Origin of the sequence: Micromonospora sp. NPDC050200 (genome assembly GCF_040656135.1) — a bacterium.
In the GTDB taxonomy this organism is placed as follows: Bacteria; Actinomycetota; Actinomycetes; order Mycobacteriales; family Micromonosporaceae; genus Micromonospora.
Genome location: NZ_JBFALG010000020.1, coordinates 32,308 through 52,427, shown reverse-complemented (window position 1 = coordinate 52,427; position 20,120 = coordinate 32,308). Strand labels below are relative to the sequence as shown.

General features: G+C 66.6%; 14 protein-coding genes. 5 read left to right on the top strand and 9 right to left on the bottom strand.

Annotation, left to right across the window (positions count from 1 at the left end; genetic code table 11):
• Positions 1 to 36: 36 nt before the first annotated feature.
• The 3 genes from AB0I41_RS15790 to AB0I41_RS15780 form a co-directional block, all read right to left on the bottom strand.
• Complete coding sequence (locus tag AB0I41_RS15790; RefSeq protein ID WP_357107241.1) at positions 37 to 846, bottom strand: methyltransferase domain-containing protein; 810 nt, start codon at positions 844 to 846, stop codon at positions 37 to 39.
• Complete coding sequence (locus tag AB0I41_RS15785; RefSeq protein ID WP_357107237.1) at positions 843 to 2,441, bottom strand: radical SAM protein; 1,599 nt, start codon at positions 2,439 to 2,441, stop codon at positions 843 to 845. The genes AB0I41_RS15790 and AB0I41_RS15785 overlap by 4 nt, the downstream gene beginning before the upstream one ends.
• Positions 2,442 to 2,976: 535 nt before the next feature.
• On the bottom strand, positions 2,977 to 3,600 hold the full coding sequence (locus AB0I41_RS15780; RefSeq protein WP_357107234.1) for a hypothetical protein: 624 nt from the start codon (positions 3,598 to 3,600) through the stop codon (positions 2,977 to 2,979).
• A 493-nt stretch (positions 3,601 to 4,093) separates the two neighbouring features.
• On the opposite strand from AB0I41_RS15780, the gene AB0I41_RS15775 reads away from it, so the two are divergent.
• The gene (locus AB0I41_RS15775) at positions 4,094 to 4,333 is read left to right on the top strand and encodes an RNA-directed DNA polymerase (protein WP_357107231.1); all 240 of its coding nucleotides are present in this window, start codon (positions 4,094 to 4,096) and stop codon (positions 4,331 to 4,333) included.
• A 190-nt stretch (positions 4,334 to 4,523) separates the two neighbouring features.
• A complete protein-coding gene (locus AB0I41_RS15770) occupies positions 4,524 to 4,655 on the top strand; it encodes a hypothetical protein (RefSeq protein WP_357107228.1) in 132 nt (43 codons plus the stop codon).
• A gap of 202 nt (positions 4,656 to 4,857) precedes the next feature.
• On the opposite strand, the gene AB0I41_RS15765 is transcribed toward AB0I41_RS15770, so the two are convergent.
• Both AB0I41_RS15765 and AB0I41_RS15760 read right to left on the bottom strand, forming a co-directional pair.
• Positions 4,858 to 5,130: a hypothetical protein gene (locus tag AB0I41_RS15765; RefSeq protein ID WP_357107225.1), complete on the bottom strand. Its 273-nt coding sequence runs from the start codon at positions 5,128 to 5,130 to the stop codon at positions 4,858 to 4,860.
• A 9-nt stretch (positions 5,131 to 5,139) separates the two neighbouring features.
• Positions 5,140 to 5,367, bottom strand: coding sequence for a hypothetical protein (locus AB0I41_RS15760; protein ID WP_357107222.1), 228 nt, complete (start codon positions 5,365 to 5,367; stop codon positions 5,140 to 5,142).
• A 22-nt stretch (positions 5,368 to 5,389) separates the two neighbouring features.
• Here AB0I41_RS15760 and AB0I41_RS15755 point away from each other — a divergent pair, with 22 nt between their 5' ends.
• Positions 5,390 to 6,034 carry an IS6 family transposase gene (locus AB0I41_RS15755; RefSeq protein ID WP_357107219.1) on the top strand — a complete coding sequence of 215 codons (645 nt, stop codon included), beginning with the start codon at positions 5,390 to 5,392 and terminating at the stop codon, positions 6,032 to 6,034.
• A gap of 223 nt (positions 6,035 to 6,257) precedes the next feature.
• Here AB0I41_RS15755 and AB0I41_RS15750 read toward each other — a convergent pair whose 3' ends face one another.
• The 4 genes from AB0I41_RS15750 to AB0I41_RS15735 all read right to left on the bottom strand — a co-directional run bounded on the left by AB0I41_RS15750 (position 6,258) and on the right by AB0I41_RS15735 (position 16,464).
• Positions 6,258 to 6,830 carry a hypothetical protein gene (locus tag AB0I41_RS15750; protein WP_357107216.1) on the bottom strand — a complete coding sequence of 191 codons (573 nt, stop codon included), beginning with the start codon at positions 6,828 to 6,830 and terminating at the stop codon, positions 6,258 to 6,260.
• Entirely contained in the window at positions 6,830 to 15,937 is a 9,108-nt protein-coding gene (locus AB0I41_RS15745; RefSeq protein ID WP_357107213.1) for a DNRLRE domain-containing protein, read from the bottom strand. Before AB0I41_RS15745 ends, AB0I41_RS15750 begins: the two co-directional genes overlap by 1 nt.
• A gap of 121 nt (positions 15,938 to 16,058) precedes the next feature.
• Complete coding sequence (locus tag AB0I41_RS15740; protein WP_357107211.1) at positions 16,059 to 16,301, bottom strand: hypothetical protein; 243 nt, start codon at positions 16,299 to 16,301, stop codon at positions 16,059 to 16,061.
• Entirely contained in the window at positions 16,183 to 16,464 is a 282-nt protein-coding gene (locus AB0I41_RS15735; protein ID WP_357107384.1) for a peptidoglycan-binding protein, read from the bottom strand. The genes AB0I41_RS15740 and AB0I41_RS15735 overlap by 119 nt, the downstream gene beginning before the upstream one ends.
• Positions 16,465 to 16,952: 488 nt before the next feature.
• Between AB0I41_RS15735 and AB0I41_RS15730 the strand changes: the two genes are divergently transcribed.
• Both AB0I41_RS15730 and AB0I41_RS15725 read left to right on the top strand, forming a co-directional pair.
• The gene (locus AB0I41_RS15730) at positions 16,953 to 19,064 is read left to right on the top strand and encodes a PQQ-dependent sugar dehydrogenase (RefSeq protein ID WP_357107208.1); all 2,112 of its coding nucleotides are present in this window, start codon (positions 16,953 to 16,955) and stop codon (positions 19,062 to 19,064) included.
• Between the two features lie 20 nt (positions 19,065 to 19,084).
• Entirely contained in the window at positions 19,085 to 20,032 is a 948-nt protein-coding gene (locus tag AB0I41_RS15725; protein WP_357107205.1) for a sugar phosphate isomerase/epimerase, read from the top strand.
• The last annotated feature ends 88 nt before the right edge of the window (positions 20,033 to 20,120 follow it).

The following is a 20,120-nucleotide window of genomic DNA, read 5'->3' as shown; positions in this document are numbered from 1 at the left end:
TCCAATCTCCTGGCCGTGCCCGGACACCGTTCGCGCTCACCGCGGCTTCACGGCTGTCAGCAGCGCGTAGCCGAGGACACGATCGGCGACCGCGGCTCGGGCGGCGGCCAGCACCACCGGGCCGCGGGCGAAGTCCACGCCGAGAGCCTCGGCGCGGGCCCGTGCGGTCATCCGCACGACGGCAAGGCGGGCCTCGATCTGATCGATCATGGCCGCGATCGTGGTGTCGTGGCGCTCGGTGCGAGTGACCTGCAGCCCCGCGTCGGTCAGCAGGGCGACGTACTCGTCAACGGGGCGGGCGTCGGCGATACAGGCGATCCATGCCCCGAGCCCGGTCAACTCGGGTGGGAGCCGATCGGGGTTGACGGTGACATCGGTGATGCCGAGCCGGCCGCCCGGGCGCAGCACCCGGGCCAGCTCGGCGGCGGCCGTGGGCTTGTCGGGAAAGGTGCAGAACGCGCACTCGCACACCACCGCGTCGAAGGATCCGGCGTCGACGGGAAGCCGTTCGGCGTCGCCCACCTCGAACCGGACGCGGTCGGCAAGGCCGGCCGACTGCGCCGCGTCGGTGGCGAGGGCAACGTTGGCATCGGACAGGTCCATGCCGGTGATGTCGACGGCGTACTCGGCCGCGAGCGTCAGGGCCGTCCTGCCCCGGCCGCTGGCCACGTCGAGGACCCGCTCGCCGGCACGCAGGTCCAGCCGGTCGGCCAGCCGACGGGTGAGGGCGAGGCCGCCGGGGTGGTAGGAGTCGCCGAGCAGCACGGCCATCACCTCGGAGCCATAGGTCGCGGCGCAGCACGCCTTGGCCTTGGCGGCCGAGGGCGGCCAAGGCCGGGCTCTCATCGGATCCCTCGGCCGACGTTGGTGTGGTCCGGCGCGATCCGGCGCCCGCCGTCCGGGCGGTGTCCCACCCCGCTCCCGGCGATCTTCGAACCGTAGGGGGACTCCGTGAGGATCGGCTGCAGCGGCCGGGCGTTGGGCACCACGTCGGCGACCGGGACGCCGGACATCTGTTCGCGGACCTGTTCCCGGTAGCCGACGGAGTTGTAGGCGCAGAACGGAATGAGCCTGCCGTCGGGGGTGATCTCCTCGACGCAGCACTTCATCAACTGTTTGACATTGAGCGTGTACGGGTCCTGAAAGTCCTGAATGACGATCATAAAGGCGCGTTCGGCGAGGTTCGCGATCGCCTCGGGCAGGTTGACCCCACAGGCGTCGGCGCAGTCCAGCGCCGCCGCTGCGGCGGCAAGCTTCTCGCTGGTGGTGTCGGTGCCCATGAACGCGGACGCCGACCACAGCTTCTCCAGGACCTCCCGGATGGCATGGTCCGGCACCACCCGGTTGGAGACGTAGTCGAGGTAGTCGGCGACATTGAGCAACCGCGGGATCGGCACCACACCGAAACCGGGGGTGCCGGGAGTGCCGTCGGACAGCAGGTAGGTGATCGACCGGCAGGTCGGGAAACAGCATGGCACGGGGAAGAAGTCACTCGCGCGGAACCAGTGGGGCAGCTGCGCGGCGATCAGGTGGATGATGTCCGAGTTGGTCAACCGGGTCAGCGGGTCGAACTCCGCATGGCGGCCGGAGTGGGTGACCGGCTGGAACGACACCGACCGCACCGCCGGATGCGCCAGGCCATGCTCAATGATCGCGCCAAGCTCGTGCTCGTTGAGGCCGCGCTCGACGGCGGCGACCAGGGTGACGGTGAGCCCGGCCTCGGCGCAGTTGTCGAGGGCCTTCTGTTTGATCGCGCGTAGGTCGCGGCCACGGATCTCGCGGTGGGTGCGCTCGTCGAAGCCGTCGAACTGCAGGTAGATGTTTACCGCCCGGCCGGGCCGGTTACGCCGCCCCAATTCGGCGACGAAACGTTCGTCGCTGGCCAGCCGGATGCCGTTGGTGTTCAGGTTGACCGCCTTGATCGGCCGGGCCTGGGCGGCGTCGATGAACTCCAGGATCTGCTTGTGAATGGTGGGTTCACCGCCGGAGAACATCACCACCTCGGCCTCGCCCTCGCTTTCCACGAACACGTCGAGCATGCGTTCGCACTGCTCCAGCCTGATGGCGTAGCCGTCAGGCTGGTGGCCGGAGTCGGCAAAGCAGATCGGGCAATCCAGGTTGCAGCCGGTATTGACCTCGATGATCCCCAGGCACGCATGCTGCTTGTGTTCCGGACACAGCCCGCAGTCCGACGGGCAGCCGTCGCGGACCTCGGTCTGGAAGGTCAGCGGGATCGTGCCGGGCTTGTTGAACCGGGCGCTGTCGAGGTACATCTGCGCGTCGCCGTACACCAGCGCCTCGAACTGGCCGTGCTCCGGGCAGCGTTTACGCAGGTACACCTTGTCGTCGCGGATGTTGACCTGGGCATCGACGACGATCTTGCAGACCGGGCAGATCGACTTGGTGTACTCAACGAACACCTCGGCCCGGTCCCTCTTCACTGGCACAGGCCTGGCGAGTGCGGCGTCTGACGTGGGTTCCACGGCGATCATCGCTCTTCTCCGGGGCAACCATCCTGACAGCAGCTGCCAGGGTGCCCCGGCTGGCCGCGCCTTCCACGATCACGCTTACGCAAAGCCCACGATATGCCTCATCCGAGGTCGGCCAGGGCGTCTTCAAGGGGTCGGTGGAAGTTGGGGTAGGCGTTGATCGTCGGCTAGAGCTGATCCACCCGGACCTGGCCACGCACCGCGACGGCCAGGCCGGCAGGAACCTCCCCGCCGATCGGGCCGGCCGAGGTGCGCCGATCAACCAGGCGCCGGCGATGGCCACCGTAGTAACCAGGTCGAGGTGACCCGGACCGGCCAGTCGCGGTGCTGCTGGTCACCTAGCTGCACTTCGTCGCCTGCGACAGCCTCGCCGCCGCGATTCTCACCCGCCTGGGCCGGGCACCGGCCCAGGCAGCTACCTCGCGATCTCCCACGCCAGCTCCGATGGCCGGCCGTCGGACGGGCAACGCGACGCCCCGTCAGTAGTTCACACCGACGGCTGGCGCGCCCAGTCCGACGGCCGCCCCGGCCTGTTCCCAGAGTTGCCCGATAGCTGGCCGGCCCAGTCCGAACCGCCGACCGGCATCGGCTGCGGCGTCGTGGGTGGCTGGCCCAGGCCCAGACCGTCCACACCCAGTGGCCGGTCCCGCCCGGTTACGGGCGGGATGACCTCGTCCGGTAGCAGCGCCGCATCGGCGGCGGGCTGCGGCCAGCGCTGCCAACGGCGGACGCTCACGACCCCGACCAGTACCAGCGAGCCCACCAGCAGCGTCGTCCCGGTCCGTACGGGGGCCGCCAGGTCGACCTGGTGGCCGTTCAAGGTCAGTTTGTGATCGAGCAGTCTCATCAGCGAGGTCGGGCTGATCAGCAGGCCCAGGTAACTGGCCGAGTAGACCGACCCGGTCAGCGCCGCCCCGAGCGGGGAGAACCGGAGCGTGGCGATGAGCCCGAGGAGGATCCCGCCAGCCGCCAGCACCAGTACGGGTCGAACGAAATCACTGCTGTCCAGTGCGGCGCCGTCCTGTGCATTCGCGAACGCCCGTGCCGATCGATCCTGGCCAAGGGCGAACAGGATCCAGGCCAGCGGGCCGACGATGACTGCGGCGATCACGGTTCCGATGTGTCGCATCCAGGCAACCTACCGATCTTCCTCCTGGATCAGCACGCTCGATAAGCGAAACTTAAGTCGCAGTGTGTCGGGGTGGCGTACCGGTCAGGCGGTGATCCGGCGGAGACAGCCGCAGCTGCTCTCGTCACCTCGCCGTGGACGCGAACAGGTTGGCCGAGGCGACACCGCCGCGGACCAGGTAGAAGATCGCGTCCAGGACCAGTCGGCGGGGGTGTCTTTCCGGGCGTCCGCCCCGGCGCCTACCCGCCCCGACCAACGACACCGCCGCCCACACCCACCGCGAACACCGCTCGGGGCTCATCATCGAACGAAGGATCTGGACCGCCCACGCCACCACACCCCCGGACATCGCCGGCTACACCCGCCGCCACTGGGGAATCGAGAACAAGATGTGCGCCACGCAACGCCTCGTCGGTATTCCCGGTTCAGTCGGGAGAGATTGGAGGGACATCTCTGGGTCTGATGGCTTACCCGGATGCCGAAAGGCGAAGGGGACCCGCACAAGGAACTGATCAGCAGGCTCCTGGCGGACACGTGCGAGATCTGCAAGCAGACGGACAACATTCAGGTTCACCACGTCCGAAAACTCGCTGACCTCGCCAGAACCGGAGACGCGCAGCCCGACTGGGTGCAGCTCATGGCACGGCGACGCCGCAAGTTCCTCGTGGTCTGCGGCTCATGCTACGAACGCATCCAGGGCTGGCAGTCGGCCTGAACGCTCACGCAGCAGTCACTGGAGAGCCGGATGATCAGGAAACTATCATGTCCGGCTCGGAGGGAGGCCGCATGGAAAAGGACCTGCCAAACAGGCACCTCGCCATGCGGCCGACCCTACCCACTGGGTCCGAGACGTCCTGTTCGCCGAAGACCACCACCACGCGTGGCTCGGCGCCAACGCCCACACCATGGCCCTGTTCCGCAACCTCGCCATCGGACTGATCCGCCTCGCCGGCCACACCAAGATCAAACAAGTCCTGGAACGACTCCACGGCAACAAACTACTGATCCTGCCCCTGCTCGCCGCATCCCGAACATGATCAACTGACTTTGCTTCCCCCCTGGGGGCCACCCACAGGTGGGTGAAACTCGGTCGGCGGTGTCGCTGGGCCCCGCCGGACTTGGTCGGTCCATCCAATGCGGGGGCCCGGACATTCGATGGCGCCGGCCGCGACTGGCATAGCCCGTCGCGGCCGGCGCCGCCTCTACCTATCTGTGTGTATGGTCAGGAGTCGCCGACGCTTACCCGACCAGATCTGCGGCGTTCACGGATTCACCGGTGTCCGACAGCCGAAGCCGCGTTCGGTCGGCGACCCCCAAGTTGTCTAGGATCCGGACAACCTCGCGAAGGGCCGCCTCGCGTGGAACGGACGGGTCGATCTCGAGGTCGATGTTCGCCCCCTCCTCTCCGACGCCCGCGCCGACGACCTCGAACCCGTCCAATTCCTCGAACTCTTCTTCGATCTCGTCCCTGTCGACCGGAAGGCCCGGCGGCAGATATACGTCGATAAACATCAACAGTCCTCAGCCCAATAGTTCTTGGAAGAAATCCTCCATGTAGCCGACTGACTTCTTTCCGCGTTTGGGCTTACTAAAGCCCAATGCGGGGTCTACGTTCGTCAGGTTAGCACCGCGCTGGCGATAGCCCTGGAGGGTCTGTTGCGTTGCTCGTGTCCAGGGATCGAGGCAGGCTTGACGGGTGAAGCCATCGAGTCCTCGTCGTCCCTGATCGCCGCCGAAGTCGGCGTTCACCGGGTTTCGGTTTCCCGCGGAGGTGATCGTCGTCGCGGTCCGGTGGTACCTGCGCTACAACCTCTCCTACCGGGACGTGGAGGAACTCCTGGCTGAGCGCGGTGTCGAGGTCGACCACGTCACCGTGTTCCGATGGGTGCAACGATTCACCCCGCTGCTGGCCGACGCCGCCCGGTTCGCTCGCCACTCCCCAGGTGACCGGTGGTTCGTCGACGAGACCTACGTCAAGGTCAACGGGGTTTGGCGCTACGTCTACCGCGCGATCGACCAGCACGGACAAGTCATCGACGTGCTCGTCTCAGCTCGCCGTGATGCCGCTGCGGCCCGGCGATTCTTCCAGCGCGCACTGCGGATGCTGAAGGTGACACCCAGCGAGGTGGTCACCGACGCCGCTCCGGTCTATCCCGCCGTGCTCGACGACCTGATCCCCTCGGCTTGGCACCACGTCGAGCGGCACGCGAACAATCCGATCGAGGCCGACCACAGCCAGCTCAAGCACCGGCTACGACCCATGCGCGGGCTCCGGACCGACCCAACCGCACAGGTGATCATCGCCGAACACGCATTCATGCAGAATCTCCGCCGCGGACACTACGAACTCGGGCTCGACAGTCAGCCCAAGCTCCGAGTCGCTTCGGCGTTCAGTCAACTCGCCCGGCTGATCTGACCGCGGACCCGACCCGGACGTAACGCGTCTCCCGATCAGATAATGCAACGGCACCCTGTCGACTGTATCGCTGCCTCAGCCGTCGACTGCCCTGTAGCTCTTGACTCCGGTAACGCAGTGGCCGCCGAGGTGACACCTCACCTCGGCGGCCACACGTGACCGGACGTTTGTCAGTGCCGGCTCATCCTAGTCCGGCGACCTGCCGCAGCCCAGTCCCAGTTACTCATCGGCCAGATGGCGCCTGCACACCTGGATTAGATTGCCGATAGTACGCGTACAGCAAGTCCAGGCGCTCGCGACCAAAACGTCGAGCATTGTCCCGAATCTTGTCAACGCCCTCTTCAGCAAGGAGGCTGTCGATGTCTTCGGCCTGACAACGCTCCTCCAGGCTGAGTAGGCGGCTGCCAGTCCTGGACTCGATCCTGAAGGCACTGTTCCGTGCTGCCATGGAGCACTCCTCCATGGCAGCCACCGACTCCTCTGCGAGTATCCCCAATGCTGAGTGGAGAACCACCACCGCATGGAGGGCGTGAGCGGCGGGGCCTGAGAGCTCGTCCCCGACACTCATCTCGCGCATGCCTTCAAGAACCTGATGCATCGACGAGTACCGCGAAGGATCACCTACGACAGGGTTCCAGAGCATTTCCAATGCTTCATGGTATCGGTCCAGGTCATCCCGTCGGTCATCCTCGGAGACCACCCAGAACAGGACTCCAATCGCTCGCTCGGCGCACGCGGCACCGAAGACAGCGGCCTGTTCGATTGAGGCGATGTCCGAAAACTCGTCGGCGTTCATCAACAACCACACATTCTCGATCCAGACCAAAAGAATGTCCGGACCTTTTCGCCACGTTCCTGTTGGCGCACCTTTCCTGAGATCTTACCACCTGTCCCTCGAATCAGGGGTCCACAGGGGCCTGGACGACACACGCTTCTAGATGCGCCACCTGCAATCGGAACTCCGCCGAGCCGATCGATCTCGCGGAGAACGTTAGTCTCGGCGTGGGTGGTGACCGTGTTGTTGATTACCGGGATGTCGCCGAGCTTATTGGCCAGCGAGACCTGGCCGACGCTCATACCGTCGCCGCTTGCGCCAACCACGTTCCGCTCGACCCAGCCGCCCTTGCCGTCAGGGAACCGGGCACGAACGGCGGCAGAGGTCTTGTTCTGCACATCCCAGTCACTGCCCGCCTTGCTCTGGTACTGCGTTGCCCGGTCGCCCATCTCATTGGCCAGTTGCTGGAGATCCGCGTCGGAACCACAGTTGTGGACCAGGAGCGGCGTGCCGCCGGCGAGGACGTAGTAGGTGTGGACGCCGTTGACGGTGAGGTTGTGAACCCTTTGGTGGCGGACCGTCTTGCTGATCGCGGTGATCTGCACCCAGGTGCCGGCCGCCGTCTGCAGCCACATGCCAGGCTTGAGGTCACCGCCGGTGACCCACTGTCCGGCGTCGGGCAGCCAGATCAGGTGCGCCGCCGTGGAGGTGATCGACCCGGTCTGCGAACCGGCCTTACCGTCCACGTCGACCGTGATCGTCACCAACGTCTTGCTGCCCTCATGACTGCGGACGTTGGTGACCGCCCGGCCCTGGTTCTGGCCCGACTCCACGTCCGTGCCAAGGACCTCGTCGCCCACCTTCAGGTCCTCGATCGCCTTGGTGTCACCGTTGGCGAGGAGCACCTTGGTGCCTGGTACGAAGCTGTTGCACTTCTTCGGTGTGGTGTTCGGCTTGGGTGTGTTGGTGGGAAGTGCCTTCTGCCCGTCGACGGTCGCGTCGACGGCCTTGCGGGTGTCGTTGGCGGTGTCGATGCCGTCGGCGATCTTCTTGCCGGTCTTGGCCAGCTTGGCCGCGGCCACCGCGTTACCGGCCAGCGGGATAGCGGAAGCCATGGACATGGCCGCGTCGACGTAGTTGCCCTCGGCCAGGTACCAGATGCCGTTGGCCACGTCGGCGACCTCACCGATTACTGGCACCATGCCGGCGACGTCCAGGGCGGCGTGGCCGATGTCTGACCACGACATTCCGAACAGGTGCCCGTCCAACTCGATGAAGCTGATCGGGTTACCGCCGGCGAACGCGTATCGGTTGCCGGTGAACGGGTCCATGGCCAGGCCCATGTCGGCCATGGCGCCGCCGTAGGTGTCCCGGGTCAGGAACCGGTTCAGGCCGGGGTCGTAGTTGCGGAACCCCATGTCGTACGTGCCGGAGCCGGCGTCCCAGCGGGAGGCGTTGAACCGGAAGGCGTTGTACGGCTCCTCGCCTTCCGGCTGCGTGCCCGGCTTGTCGACGCCGGTGAACTGCGACGAGTCGTCCTTGCCGTACGCCGTGTAGCCGTACGTGGCGCGGGTCTTACCGTCCTCCTTCGTGATGCCGATGACGTCGCCGCGCGGCCGGTAGATGAACTGCGAGTACTCCCGGCTGTCGTCGTCCTTGTGCTTGATCTGGGTGAGCTGCTGACCCCACGGCGCGTACTGGTAGGACTTGGTCGCCTTACCCGCGAGCTCCTCCCGCAGCACCTGGTTGTCCATTCCCAGGTACGTGAACAGGGTCGTCTTGCCGGCCGTCGTCTGCGACACCGTCCGGTCGAACGGGTCGTACACGTAGGTGGTCGACTTGGCGGTTGAGCCGATGCCTGAGGTGGTCTTCGCCGTACGGTCGAAGCCGTCGTAGTAGTACTTCTGCGCCCGCTGCCCGCCGACCGACACGGTGTCGAGGCGGCCCAGCGGGTCGTAGTTGTACGTCGACGTCACCCCACCGGACGTGGTGGAGTGCAGCCGGTTCCGGTCGTACTTGCTGGTGCTGGTCGCGCCCTCGATCGTCTGCGCCACCGTGTTGCTGTTGGCGTCGTAGGTGTACGACTCCACCGAGCTGCTGTCACCGGTCTTGTCGAGCCGGCTGATCCGGTCCTGCGGGTCGTAGGAGAAGACGTACGTGTTGTCGATGTGGTCCGACGAGTTGTCGGCGTTCATCAACTTCATCACGTCACGGGACGGGTGCCCGTTGGCCGAGTACTCCAGCGTGTGCTCCGCGACGGTCGCCCCGCCGGAGGTCTTCTCCAGCTGGTGCTTGGTGGAGCCGTCGAGGTAGTACTCGAAGTCCACGGTGTTGCCGTTGGGTTTGGTCTGCTTGAGCATCTGCCCGCGGGCGGTGTACGTGAACGACGAGATCTGCTGGTTGCCCGCCGTCGGCGTGTCGGCGTTGGTGACCTTGGCGACCATGTCCCGCGCGTCGTACTCGATCTTCGACCAGGTCAGGTCGTGGGTCGAGGTGAGCGGGTTGCCGTTGTCGTCGTAGGTCAGCGCGGTGGTGTTCTTCGGCGTGGTGTCGGTGGCGCCGGTGAACTCCTTGACCGTGGAGATCTGGTTGAGCTGGTCGTAGGCGATGTCGTACCGGCTGGCCTTGGCGCCGGGGCTGACGTCCTTGACCTCGACCAGCAACCCGTTCGGGTTGTACTTGTAGGTGAACTCCTTCTTCTCGTTGTCGACGTCGCCGGCGTTGTCGCGGACCAGCTTGACCGCGTCGGCGAGCACCTTGCCCGTCGCCTGATCGGTGAGGGTGATTTTCTGGACGCCGTCCTCGACGAAGGAGTAGCTGCCGAGGCTGATCCAGGTGCCGGTGTTCTGGGTCTGGTTCACCGTCTTGGTGACGCTGCCACCGTTGTGGGTGATGGTGAACTTCGCGTCCGTGGCGGCGCCGGTGACCTGCGGGTGCCGGACGAACACCTCGTAGCTGCCGTCGCGGGGGACGTTCAGCTGCCAGTTGAACTGCGCCGACCCGGCGCCGGCCGGGGCGGTGGCCACGTCGTAGCCCCACTGTCCGGTCGCACCACCGGCGGTCCAGGTGCCCTGGGTGGCGGTGTTGTTCGAGTCGGAGTTGTCGACCAGGATCACGTCCTTGCCGACCGGCAGGCCGTCCTCCGAGCGCCCCTTCTGGTTGCCCGAGGGGTGGTAGTCCCAGGTCATCGTCCGCGTGGTCGACCCGCCGGCCGAGCTCAGCGTGTTCTTGGTCTGCTGGCCCAACTCGTTGTAGTCGTAGGAGTTGACGATGTCCCACGGGTCCTTGGACGTCTTGGTCCACCCGTTGTCGTAGTAGGTGTACTCGGTGTCGTTGCGGACCGTCTGCCCGTCGGACGGAGGCGCGCTGACCTTCGCCAGGTTGCCGATCTCGTCGTAGGTGTAGAAGGTTTTGTCCGGCGTGTTGTAGCGGCTGTCGTCCTTGTCGTAGGACGACCACTCCTCCTTCTTGCGGTTCAGCGCGTCGTAGACGGTCACCACGGCGAAGTCGTCGGCGTCGTCCGGCGTGTTCACACCGCGCGGGGTGATTCCCTTCGTCTGGTTGCCGACCTGGTCGTACTCGTACTTCGTGTTGCGGTACGTGATGGTGCCGGTGCCGTCCTTGGTGTGCGGCACCTTCGACTCGATCAGCGCGCCGCGGGCGTCGTACGTCGCCAGCGACTCGTTGCCCTCCGCGTCGGTGGTCCCGACGGTCATGCCGTCCTTGTCGAACCGGGCGGTGGTGAACTTGCCGAGCGCGTCGGTGGTCTTGACGACCCGGTGGTTCCAGTCGTAGTCGTACTTGGTCGTGAAGTCGTCCTCGGCGCTGGCGGTCTTGCGCGCGTCGTACAGGACCTTGACGTTGCCGACAGTGTCGTACTCCGAGACCACCTTCTGGCCGAGGCCGTTGGTGACCTCGAGCGGCTGGTAGATCGCGTCGTACTTGGTGGTCGTGGTGTAGTCGCCGGCCTCGGGGGTCAGGTTGCCCTGCGGCTCGGTGACGGTAAGGACGTTGCCGACTTTGTCGTAGGTGGTGGTGGTCTTGCGCTCCGGGTCGGTCGGCTCGTCCTTGGGCGCGTACGACTCGGTCACCTGGTCGGCCTTGTCGTAGACGGAGGTCGACACCGTCCCGTTGGCCGCGTACGCGGTGACGATGTTGTCGTTCGCGTCGTACACCGAGGCCTTGGTGGTGATGAAGCGGTTGTTGGCTGCGTCCATCGGCTCGACCTTGTCCTTCGGCCGGCCGAAGGTGTCGTACGCCTGGGTTACCTTGGCGTTCTTGCCGTTCTTGACCTCGAGAACGTTGCCCCGGTCGTCGTAGGTGAAGTACGAGAATCCGGTGCCGGCGTCCTTGATCCTCGCCGGGTAGCCGCTGGCGTGGAAGTCGAGGTACTCGGTGGTGTTGCCGTTGGCGTCCTTGGCGGCGGTGAGCTGACCCCAGTCGTCGTAGGTGTTCCGGCTCGTGTAGTCGCCATCGGTCGCCGTGGTGTTGCCCACCGGGTCGGTGACCGTCTCGACGTCACCCTCGGCCGTGTACGTGAAGGTCCACTTCCGCCCCTCCGAGCTGGTCTTGCTGACCACCTCGGCCACGTACCCGTTGAGCTGGCGCTGGTAGGTCAGCACCGTGCCCGGCCAGCCGTTGCGGACCGCCTCCGCGTCCTTCGTTTCGGTCGGATAGCCGGTCTTCGGGTCGAACGCCCAGGTGGAGGCGGCCCCGTTCGCCTCCTCCAGCCGGACCACGTTGTGGTCGTCGTCCCAGCCGGTCTTGGTCGTCTCGTTCTTCGCGTTGGTGGTTTGGTACGCCCGGCCGTAGCCGTCCAGCAGGTACTGGGCGGCGTGGTTCTCGGCGTCGGTGACCGTGGCGTTGATGTTGTTGCCCTGCGGGCCGTCCGGGTCGACGTAGCCGAACTGGGTCAGATAGCCGAGCCGGTCGGTGTACGACTTGGTGGTCCAGTGCCACTTCGGGTCGTCACCGGCCTGCGGGTAGTTGTAGACCAGGTTGGTCGCGTTGCCCCGCGGGTCGGTGGTCTTGACCAGCTTGACGTTCTTGTTGCCCTGGGTCATGTCGTAGGCGAACTTGAACGTCTTCGGCGTGCCGTCGGTCGACCCGGCGCCGTCGATCAGCTCACCGAGCAGACCCTTGTCGGTGTACGCGAAGCTCAGCTTCCGCCCGGAGATGTCGGTGATCTCCGAGATGTGGTCGATGATCTTCGGATTGGTCAGGTTGGTCCCGGCCTTACGGGTCCAGGTGGTGTCGTCGATGTAGTCGAACGCCTGACCCTTGGCGTAGTAGTCGACGGTCAGGGTCTTCCGACCGGTCGCGTCGGTGATGTACCTGAGGAACTTCGTCGGCTTGTTGTTGGACTTCCGCTCCTCGTACGTGAACACCATCTCGTTCTGGTTGTTGTCCACGATGCTGGACAGGAAGCCCTCGCAGTCGTAGAAGAACTGCGTCCGGTCCGGCCGGGTCAGCACCCATGCCTTGCGCTCCTGCGTGTTGGGCTTGCAGTCCACGCTGCTGTACTTCTGCAGGTAGAGGTGCACACCCTTCGGGCTCTTCCACTCCGAGGTCGCCGCGTCCCAGGTGAACCAGTGGCTCGTACCGTCACCATCGGTCAGCGTGACCTTCGTCGGGTTCGGATTCGGGTGGAAGTCCAACGGCGTGCCCAGGCGCATCATCGACGACGCCTGCAACGACCAGCCGTACCCGGCCACCGAGTCGCTGGTGTCCAGCGAGTTGTACGCCAACCGCACGAACGTCGAAAGCCCCCGGGAGGGGTTGTTGATCGCGTTGTACGACCAGACCGTGTTGCCGGAGTAGAGGTTGTTCATCAGCGAGCCACCGGCGCCGGTGTTCTTCCCCGCGTACGAGTAGAACTTCTCCAGGCCCAGCTGGTCGGAGGTCGGCTCCTCCACCGCCACGTTCTGCGGCAGCGCCGGGATCGGCGAGCTCTCCGACAGCTTCTTGCCGGTGAGCTTGTTGCGCAGGTCCCACTGCAGCACGTAGTCGGTGCGCTTGTTCCCGTCCGTCGACGACGGGGGGGTCTTCACCTGCGCGGCCACGTCGACCGTGCCGCCGGCCGGGACGCTCTTCGGCAGCGCCGTCTTCAACTCGAAGGTGGCGTCCGCGCCGTCGGTGAGCCCGTCGGCCCGCTTCCAGTCGTAGCCCAGCTCCCAGTCGGTCGGGTTCCATGCCGCCAGGGTCGGGTTCGACAGGGTCACCGGCACCGTGTACGTGGCGTTCGGCGTCGTCAGCGCGGGCGTCGAGGCCGCGTAGTAGGTCGACTCGGCGGTCTGCTCGAGGTAGGTGACCTCCAGCGTCGGCCGCAGCAGCGGCTCCTGCCCCTCGGACGACAGCAGCATCGCCCGCGCGGTCTGGTTGACCTCGTCGCGCTGGCGCAGCAGCAGACCGTAGTTGGTGGTCGGGCTGGTGAGCCAGCCCTTCGCCGCCGGGGTGACGTCCCAGGTCGCCCACTCGGGGTCGTTGGTGAACCCGGTGGTGCCCGCCTTCCAGGTGGTGTCGTAGTCACCACCCTTGGCGATCCAGGGATTGACACCGTCGTAGGTGTCCCAGGTCGCCTTCGTCTCGTTGAACGCCTGCTTGAGCTTGTAGACGTCCACGAACTCGTCGGTGTCCGTACCCGGGAACAGCGACGTGTTGTACATGCGCAGCTCGGCGTCGACGATCTGCGCGTCGGTCGGGACACCGGTCAGCGTCGGGAACTTCACCAGCCCGTGGGTGTCGCCGTAGTAGGGCGAGTTGTTGCCCGGGCTGACGTACGGGTCACCGTCGTAGACGTCCACGTTCTCCGTCGGCCGAGTCTGCGACAGCGTGGTGTCCGTGGTGCCCGTACGGTAGATCCGGGTGATCTGACCCGCCTTCGGCAGGATCGCCGGCTGCGTCGGACCCGCGATCAGCCGCCCGTCCTTGGTCTTGACCGCGACCATGTAGTAGTAGAACTTCCGCGCCAACGGGTCGGTGTTGTCCGCCGGCGTGGGGACCGCGGTGGTGTCCTGGTAGGTGCGGGTGGCGCTGGAGACTGGCGCGACCAGCGTGGCCGTCGACGGCGTGTACTCCTGGAAGATGCTGCGGTGCACCTGGTACTCGGCGATGTCCGTGCCCGGGTAGGCCGGCCAGTCCAGCACCGCACCCGTCGAGGTGATCGTGGTCGGCGGGTTCACCGCGATGCCCGGGGTGCCCCAGGTGACCACCAGCTTCGGCAGGTTGTAGTCCCGCCGCGCATTGTTGTAGGCGAACTCCGACGCCTCGAAGATCGGGCCGCCGCGGCCCTTCTTCGCCTCGTCGACCGCCTTGACCATGAAGCCGTAGTTCGGCTGGGAGTTGTTGACCCACTCCTGCACCGCGTTGCGGACCGGGAACGAGCTCCAGACGTTGGAGACCGCGGCCTTCTTGGTCGTCACGCCCCAGCGAGTGAAGCGGACCGCGTCCGCGATCACCGACTTGCCGGCCACGTCGCCGAGGACGACCTTGCCGGTGGTGCCGGCGACGAACGGGTGCACGCCGAGGGTCTTCCACTCACCGAGACCGCTGCCGGTCTGGTCGACGCTGTAGGCCTTGGACCCGCCGTTGTAGTAGACCGTGTACGGGGCGTTGGTCGGCCGGTCCGCCTCGGTGACGAAGTGGGCCTCGACCTGGTAATCACCCGACTCGGTGATGGTCGGCACCCAGGTGTGGGTGTTCCCGGCAGTGGTGTCGCTGTTGTAGCGGTAGTCGCCGTTGATCGCCAACGGCGTCAGCGCGGTGTTGGCCGAGTACGGCCAGGTGCCACTCACCGACGTGCCGGAGTCGCCGTCGTCCTTGGTGACCATGTTGCCGGCCGGCTGCGCGGCCATGTTGGCGTTCATGTTCGACCAGTTCGCGGTGCTCTCCGTCCACGGCTGGGTGACCCGCCGGGCCTCCATCGCCACGTCGAAGCCCCACGCGTAGTGGGTCTGCGAGTAGTACATCTCCATCCGCGCGTCGTCGATCGGCGTGTTCGCCGGGACCGAGCTGACGTCGAACTTGACCAGGGACCGCCACGACTGGGAGGCGTCCGTGCCCACCTTCAGCTGGTAGGTGTTGTTGTAGTTCGTGGTGGTGGCGCCGGAGTAGATCGCGACGTCCTGCGCGTCGGTCGGCACCGGCTGCACCTTGATGGTCGGGTCGACCACCACCGGGTACACCCGCGCCGAGTCCGCCAGCCAGCCTGCGTCGGGGGTGACGGTGACCGTCGTGGTGGCACCGGACTGCGTCACCTTCTGGGTGACCTTGTCGCTCCACACCTTGCCGTGCGGCGAGGCCTTGTCGTCCTTGTCGTCGAACATGAACGGCGCGGGCATCTCGAAGTACGTCCGACCGCCGTCCCGGCCGACGAACGCGATCGAGCCGTCCTCGCGCTGCTGTGCGACCAGCCCCGCGGTGTCCAGCTTGAACGTGTAGGACACCGGCGCGGCCGGGGCCTTACGCAGGACGATCTTCTCCTTGAGCGCGGTGCTGGTCACGTCGTAGACCACGTCCGCGCCACCGGCCACGCCGGGGTAGGTCACCGTCGAGCCGGACACCTTCGGCGTGACCGCCTGCGCTGCGCCCGCCAGGCCCAGCTCGATGCTGCGGCCGTCCTGCTCGAACCGGGCCAGCTCATCCGAGCTGTCTCCGAAGAGGCTGGTGAAGGCGTTCGTCCGGTTGCCCTGGACGTAGCCCTTGTCGTTGGTCGGCCGGACGGTGGTGTCGATGGGCTGGTAGCGGCCCTTCGAGTCCTTGTAGTGGACCGGCACCGCGGAGATCTCCGCCTGCGTGCGCCCGTCGGCCAGCTGGTACGTCTTGCCGTTCGCCGTGCGCTTGCCGGTCAACTCCTTGACCCGCTTCTGCGCCGGCCACGCCTTGCCCGCCGGCGTGTTCTCCTGCACCGACAGCCCGGCGCTGATGACCTCCGGCCTGGGCCGGTCCGGCCCATCGCCGACCAACCCGCGGGCGGCGCCCCCGAGCCGGTCGAGCAGACCCTTTCCGTCGTCGCTGGCGCTCGCGGCGCCCACTGGTCTCTGTTCGGACAGGGCCTGCGTCCCGCCCATGGTGGCCGCCAGGGCCACCACCAGGGCCGCGATCAGCGGTCCCCGTAGCTTTCTACTCACCCGCTACCCTCCGTTCAAGGGCCAATACGTCGGGTAGAAGCTATGGAGAGGACATACACCGGCAGCTATCGTCCGGCTATCTGGCGACGGTAGCCGGGGGGGGGTGTCCCTATGGGTTTGGTCAAGTCCCGGAAGGGGCCGACGTCAACCGGTGGGTGAGGTCGTCGAGGCAGACGGTGAGGTCGGCGGTGGTGGACATTTCATAGTGGGTGCTGATGACGGTGCCTGCGGAGATCTGGGCGAGGTCAAGTTCGGCTTCGCCGCTGGTCCAGACGGTCAGCTGGGCCTCGCGGTCGGTGGTGGTGCAGACGATCCAGGCCGCAGACTTGTCGCGGGTGGGTCCGCGATGCAGTTCCCATCGCACGCCGGCGCTGTTCCATTGGCTGGCGCGGGCCGCCGGCGTCCGCGCCGGTGTAACCCAGCCTGCGCTGCCAGTTCGCGTACGACGTGCGGTCCGCATCGCTCCAACGCGGTCCCGGGCCCGACAGGTGCGCGCCGCAGCCCTCAGCGACCAGGCGGACGCCCATCGCCGTCACGATCGAACTGTTCGGGTTGGACTGGAAGAGGGGCGCCCCCGGGTACGGCTCGTAGCTGGTCCCACCGGCCGAGACACCGTCCTCGGCGGGCGCCTGGCCGGTCGGGCCGCCGTACCAACAGGGACACGAGCTTTCGTCGGCCTGGACGAAAGTCCGGCCTTCCCCGGTGAAAGCCATGGACATATGGACATACCTTTTGTTAGCTTCGACCGCATGTTTCGTCGAGGTAACCGACACGCGGTCAGCCCCTCGACGATGGCCCGAGACGCCAGGTCCTTGGCCCGTCGCCGAGCACAGCTGCGACGCCATCGGCAACCTGCGCAGCTGACCGCAGAGACCCCACGCCGGTCGGCCCGCGGTCGCCGCGCCCCGCGTGACGCGCGGGCTCAACAGTCTCCAAAGTCCACACCGCCCACCAAGAGGAAAGGGCCGTACGTCCCCGATCCGCCCCGATCAGTCCTCAGCAAATGGAGAGGCAGATGAAAAGACGACTCGCGCTCGCCGTAGCGGGCCTGACAACCACCGCGCTTTTCGCCACGCCAACCATCTCGATGGCCGAGCCAGGCACGACAGGCGCGCCCCCGGAGACGAACTTCCAGAAGGTGACCCTCAACGACCACCCGGGCGAGCCGATGGACCTCGCCGTGCTGCCCGACAGCCGGGTGCTGCACGTGACCCGCCCGGGTGAGGTCTGGCTGCACGACCCCGCCACGGGCCGCAACACCGTCGCCGCGACCCTGGACGTCTACCGGCACGACGAAGAGGGCCTGCAGAATGTCGCGATCGATCCCAACTTCGGCAAGGCCGGAAACAACTGGGTCTATCTGTACTACTCGCCGCCGATGAACACCCCGGTCGACGACCCGTCGACCCCGAACGTCAACGAGGGCGACGCGCCGGCCTGGGGCACGCCTGAGGACTTCGAGCCGTTCAAGGGGGTGATCCGGCTCTCCCGGTTCCGGCTCGTCAAGGACAAGCTGGACCTGTCCACCGAGCAGCAGATCCTCGATGTACCGATCGACCGGGGCATCTGCTGCCACGTCGGCGGAGACATCGTCTTTGACGCCAGGGGCAACCTGTACCTGTCCACCGGTGACGACACCAACCCGTTTGAATCGGGCGGCTACACCCCTATCGACGAGCGCCCCGGCCGCAACCCGGCCTACGACGCGCAGCGTAGCTCGGCCAACACCAACGACCTGCGCGGCAAGATCCTGCGCATCAAGGTAGGCGACGACGGGTCGTACACCACCCCGGACGGAAACCTCTTCCCGAAGGGCACGCCCGGCACCCGGCCCGAGATCTACCTGATGGGCCTGCGCAACCCGTTCCGGATCGAGCTGAACCGGCAGACCGACGAGCTGTACATCGCCGACTACTCGCCGGACGCGGGTCAGGCCGATCCGCTGCGCGGGCCGGCCGGGCAGGGCAAGTGGGCCGCCGTCCGCAAGGCCGGCAACTACGGGTGGCCCTACTGCGCCACCGCACAGCTGCCCTACGCGGACTACGACTTTGCCACCGGCCAGTCCGGGGAGACGTTCAACTGCGCCGCGCCGATCAATGAGTCACCGCACAACACCGGGCTGCGGCAGCTACCACCGGTGGAGCAGCCGGACGTCTGGTACGGCTACGGCCCCTCGGCGCAGTTCCCGGAGCTGGGCACCGGCGGCATCGGACCGATGGCCGGGCCGGCGTACCACTTCGCCTTCCCGACGACGCAGGGACGCGCGCCGGTGGCGTGGCCTGCCTACTACGACGGCCTACCGCTCTTCCACGAGTGGACCCGGGACTACGTGAAGGGCTTCCGGCTGAACTCCGGCGGCAACCTGAGCGGGATCGAGCCGGTACTCCCCTCGTTCACCTTCGACAACCCGATGGACCTGGAGTTCGGCCCGGACGGCGCGCTCTACGTGCTCGAATACGGCGACGGTTTCTTCAGCGAGAACCCGGACGCGCAGCTGGCCCGGATCGACTACACCGGCTGGAAGGGCAACCACACCCCGGCACCCCAGGTCTCGGCCACGCCCACCAACGGGCTCGCGCCGCTGACCGTCACGTTCGAAAGCGGTGGCACCACGGACTACGACGGCGACCGGCTGTCGTACGCGTGGGACTTCGACAACGACGGCAAGGTCGACTCACGCGTGGCGAACCCGACGTTCACCTACCAGAAGAACGGCCTCTACAACGCCACGCTCAAGGTGAGCGACCCAGGAGGACTGTCGGCCGCCGCATCGGTCCGGGTCGTGGTCGGCAACGCCCAGCCAGTGGTGGAGCTGGTCAAGCCGATCGCGGGCCAGCCGTTCAAGTTCGGCGACACCGTGCAGTTCGAGGTACGGGTGACCGACGACCAGCCGGTGGACTGCTCCCGCGTCAGCGTCACGTACGTCCTCGGCCACGACACGCACGGCCACCCGCAGACCACCGCCAACGGCTGCGCCGGCTCGATCCAGACGACGGTGCCGTCCGGCCACGACCCGGCGAACGACAACCTGACCGCCGTTTTCGTCGCGTCCTACACCGACCCCGGTGGTGACGGGCTGCCCTCCCTGACCGGAACGGACCAGGTCGTCCTGGTCCCCACCGCGTAGACCCTCCGAAAGGAGTCATCATGTGTTATGGATACGACGGAATGGCCGCGCTGCGGCGGTCCGTCATCGACCGACGCGGCCTGCTGCGCGGTTCACTGGCGGCGCTCGCCGGCGTCGGGCTCGCGTCGTCCGGGATCGGCGCGACGGCTGCGACGGCTACCACCCGGACCACCGGGATGCACCACGTGCCCCCGGGCCTGATCAGCATCCAGCTGTGGACGGTGCGCGACGCCCTGTGGGGTTCGCCGGGGTACGACGCGACCCTCGCCCACCTCGCCAAGATCGGCTACCCGCGGGTGGAGCTGGCCCTCGGCTACTTCGGGCGTACCGCTGCCCAGCTGCGCCAGTTCCTGGACAGCATCGGCATCGAGGCCAGCTCCAGCCACGAGGGGATCAGCGGTGACGCCGCCGCCCTGGAACAGAAGATCCAGAACACGCTCACCCTGGGCCAGTCGTTCATGGTGGTGCCGTACCTGTACTCCGACCGCGAGGACGACTGGAGGCGCTGGGCGGAACAGATGAATGTCGAGGGCGCAGCGGCGGCCGCGGCCGGCCTGCGCTACGGCTACCACAACCACGCCCACGAGTTCACCATCGACCTCGGTGGTGGCAGGCGCCCCTGGGACGTGTTGACCGAGGAGCTCGATCCCAAGCTCGTACACCTGGAGGTCGACATCTACTGGGCCGTCACGGGCGGCATCAACTCGGGAGATGGGGTGTCCGACCCCGAGGGCTTCGTGCTGGACGTCATCCGCAGCGCGCCGCAGCGTGTCCTGCAGTACCACGTCAAGGACCGACACGAGTCCAACGGCGACATGGCCGACCTGGGCACCGGAATGATCGATTTTGCCCGGATCTTCCGGGAGCACTCGGTGCTCGAGTACATCGTCGAAAACGACACTCCCGATGTGACACCGCAGCAGACGGCCGAAGTCGGCTACCGCTACCTGCGCAAGCTGCGGTTCTGAGGAATCCCGGGAGGGCTTCTCACTGCCTTCGGGCGACCGTTGATCCCTTGGAGCCGAGCTCAAGGCCCCTCATCGAGGGGCCTTGAGC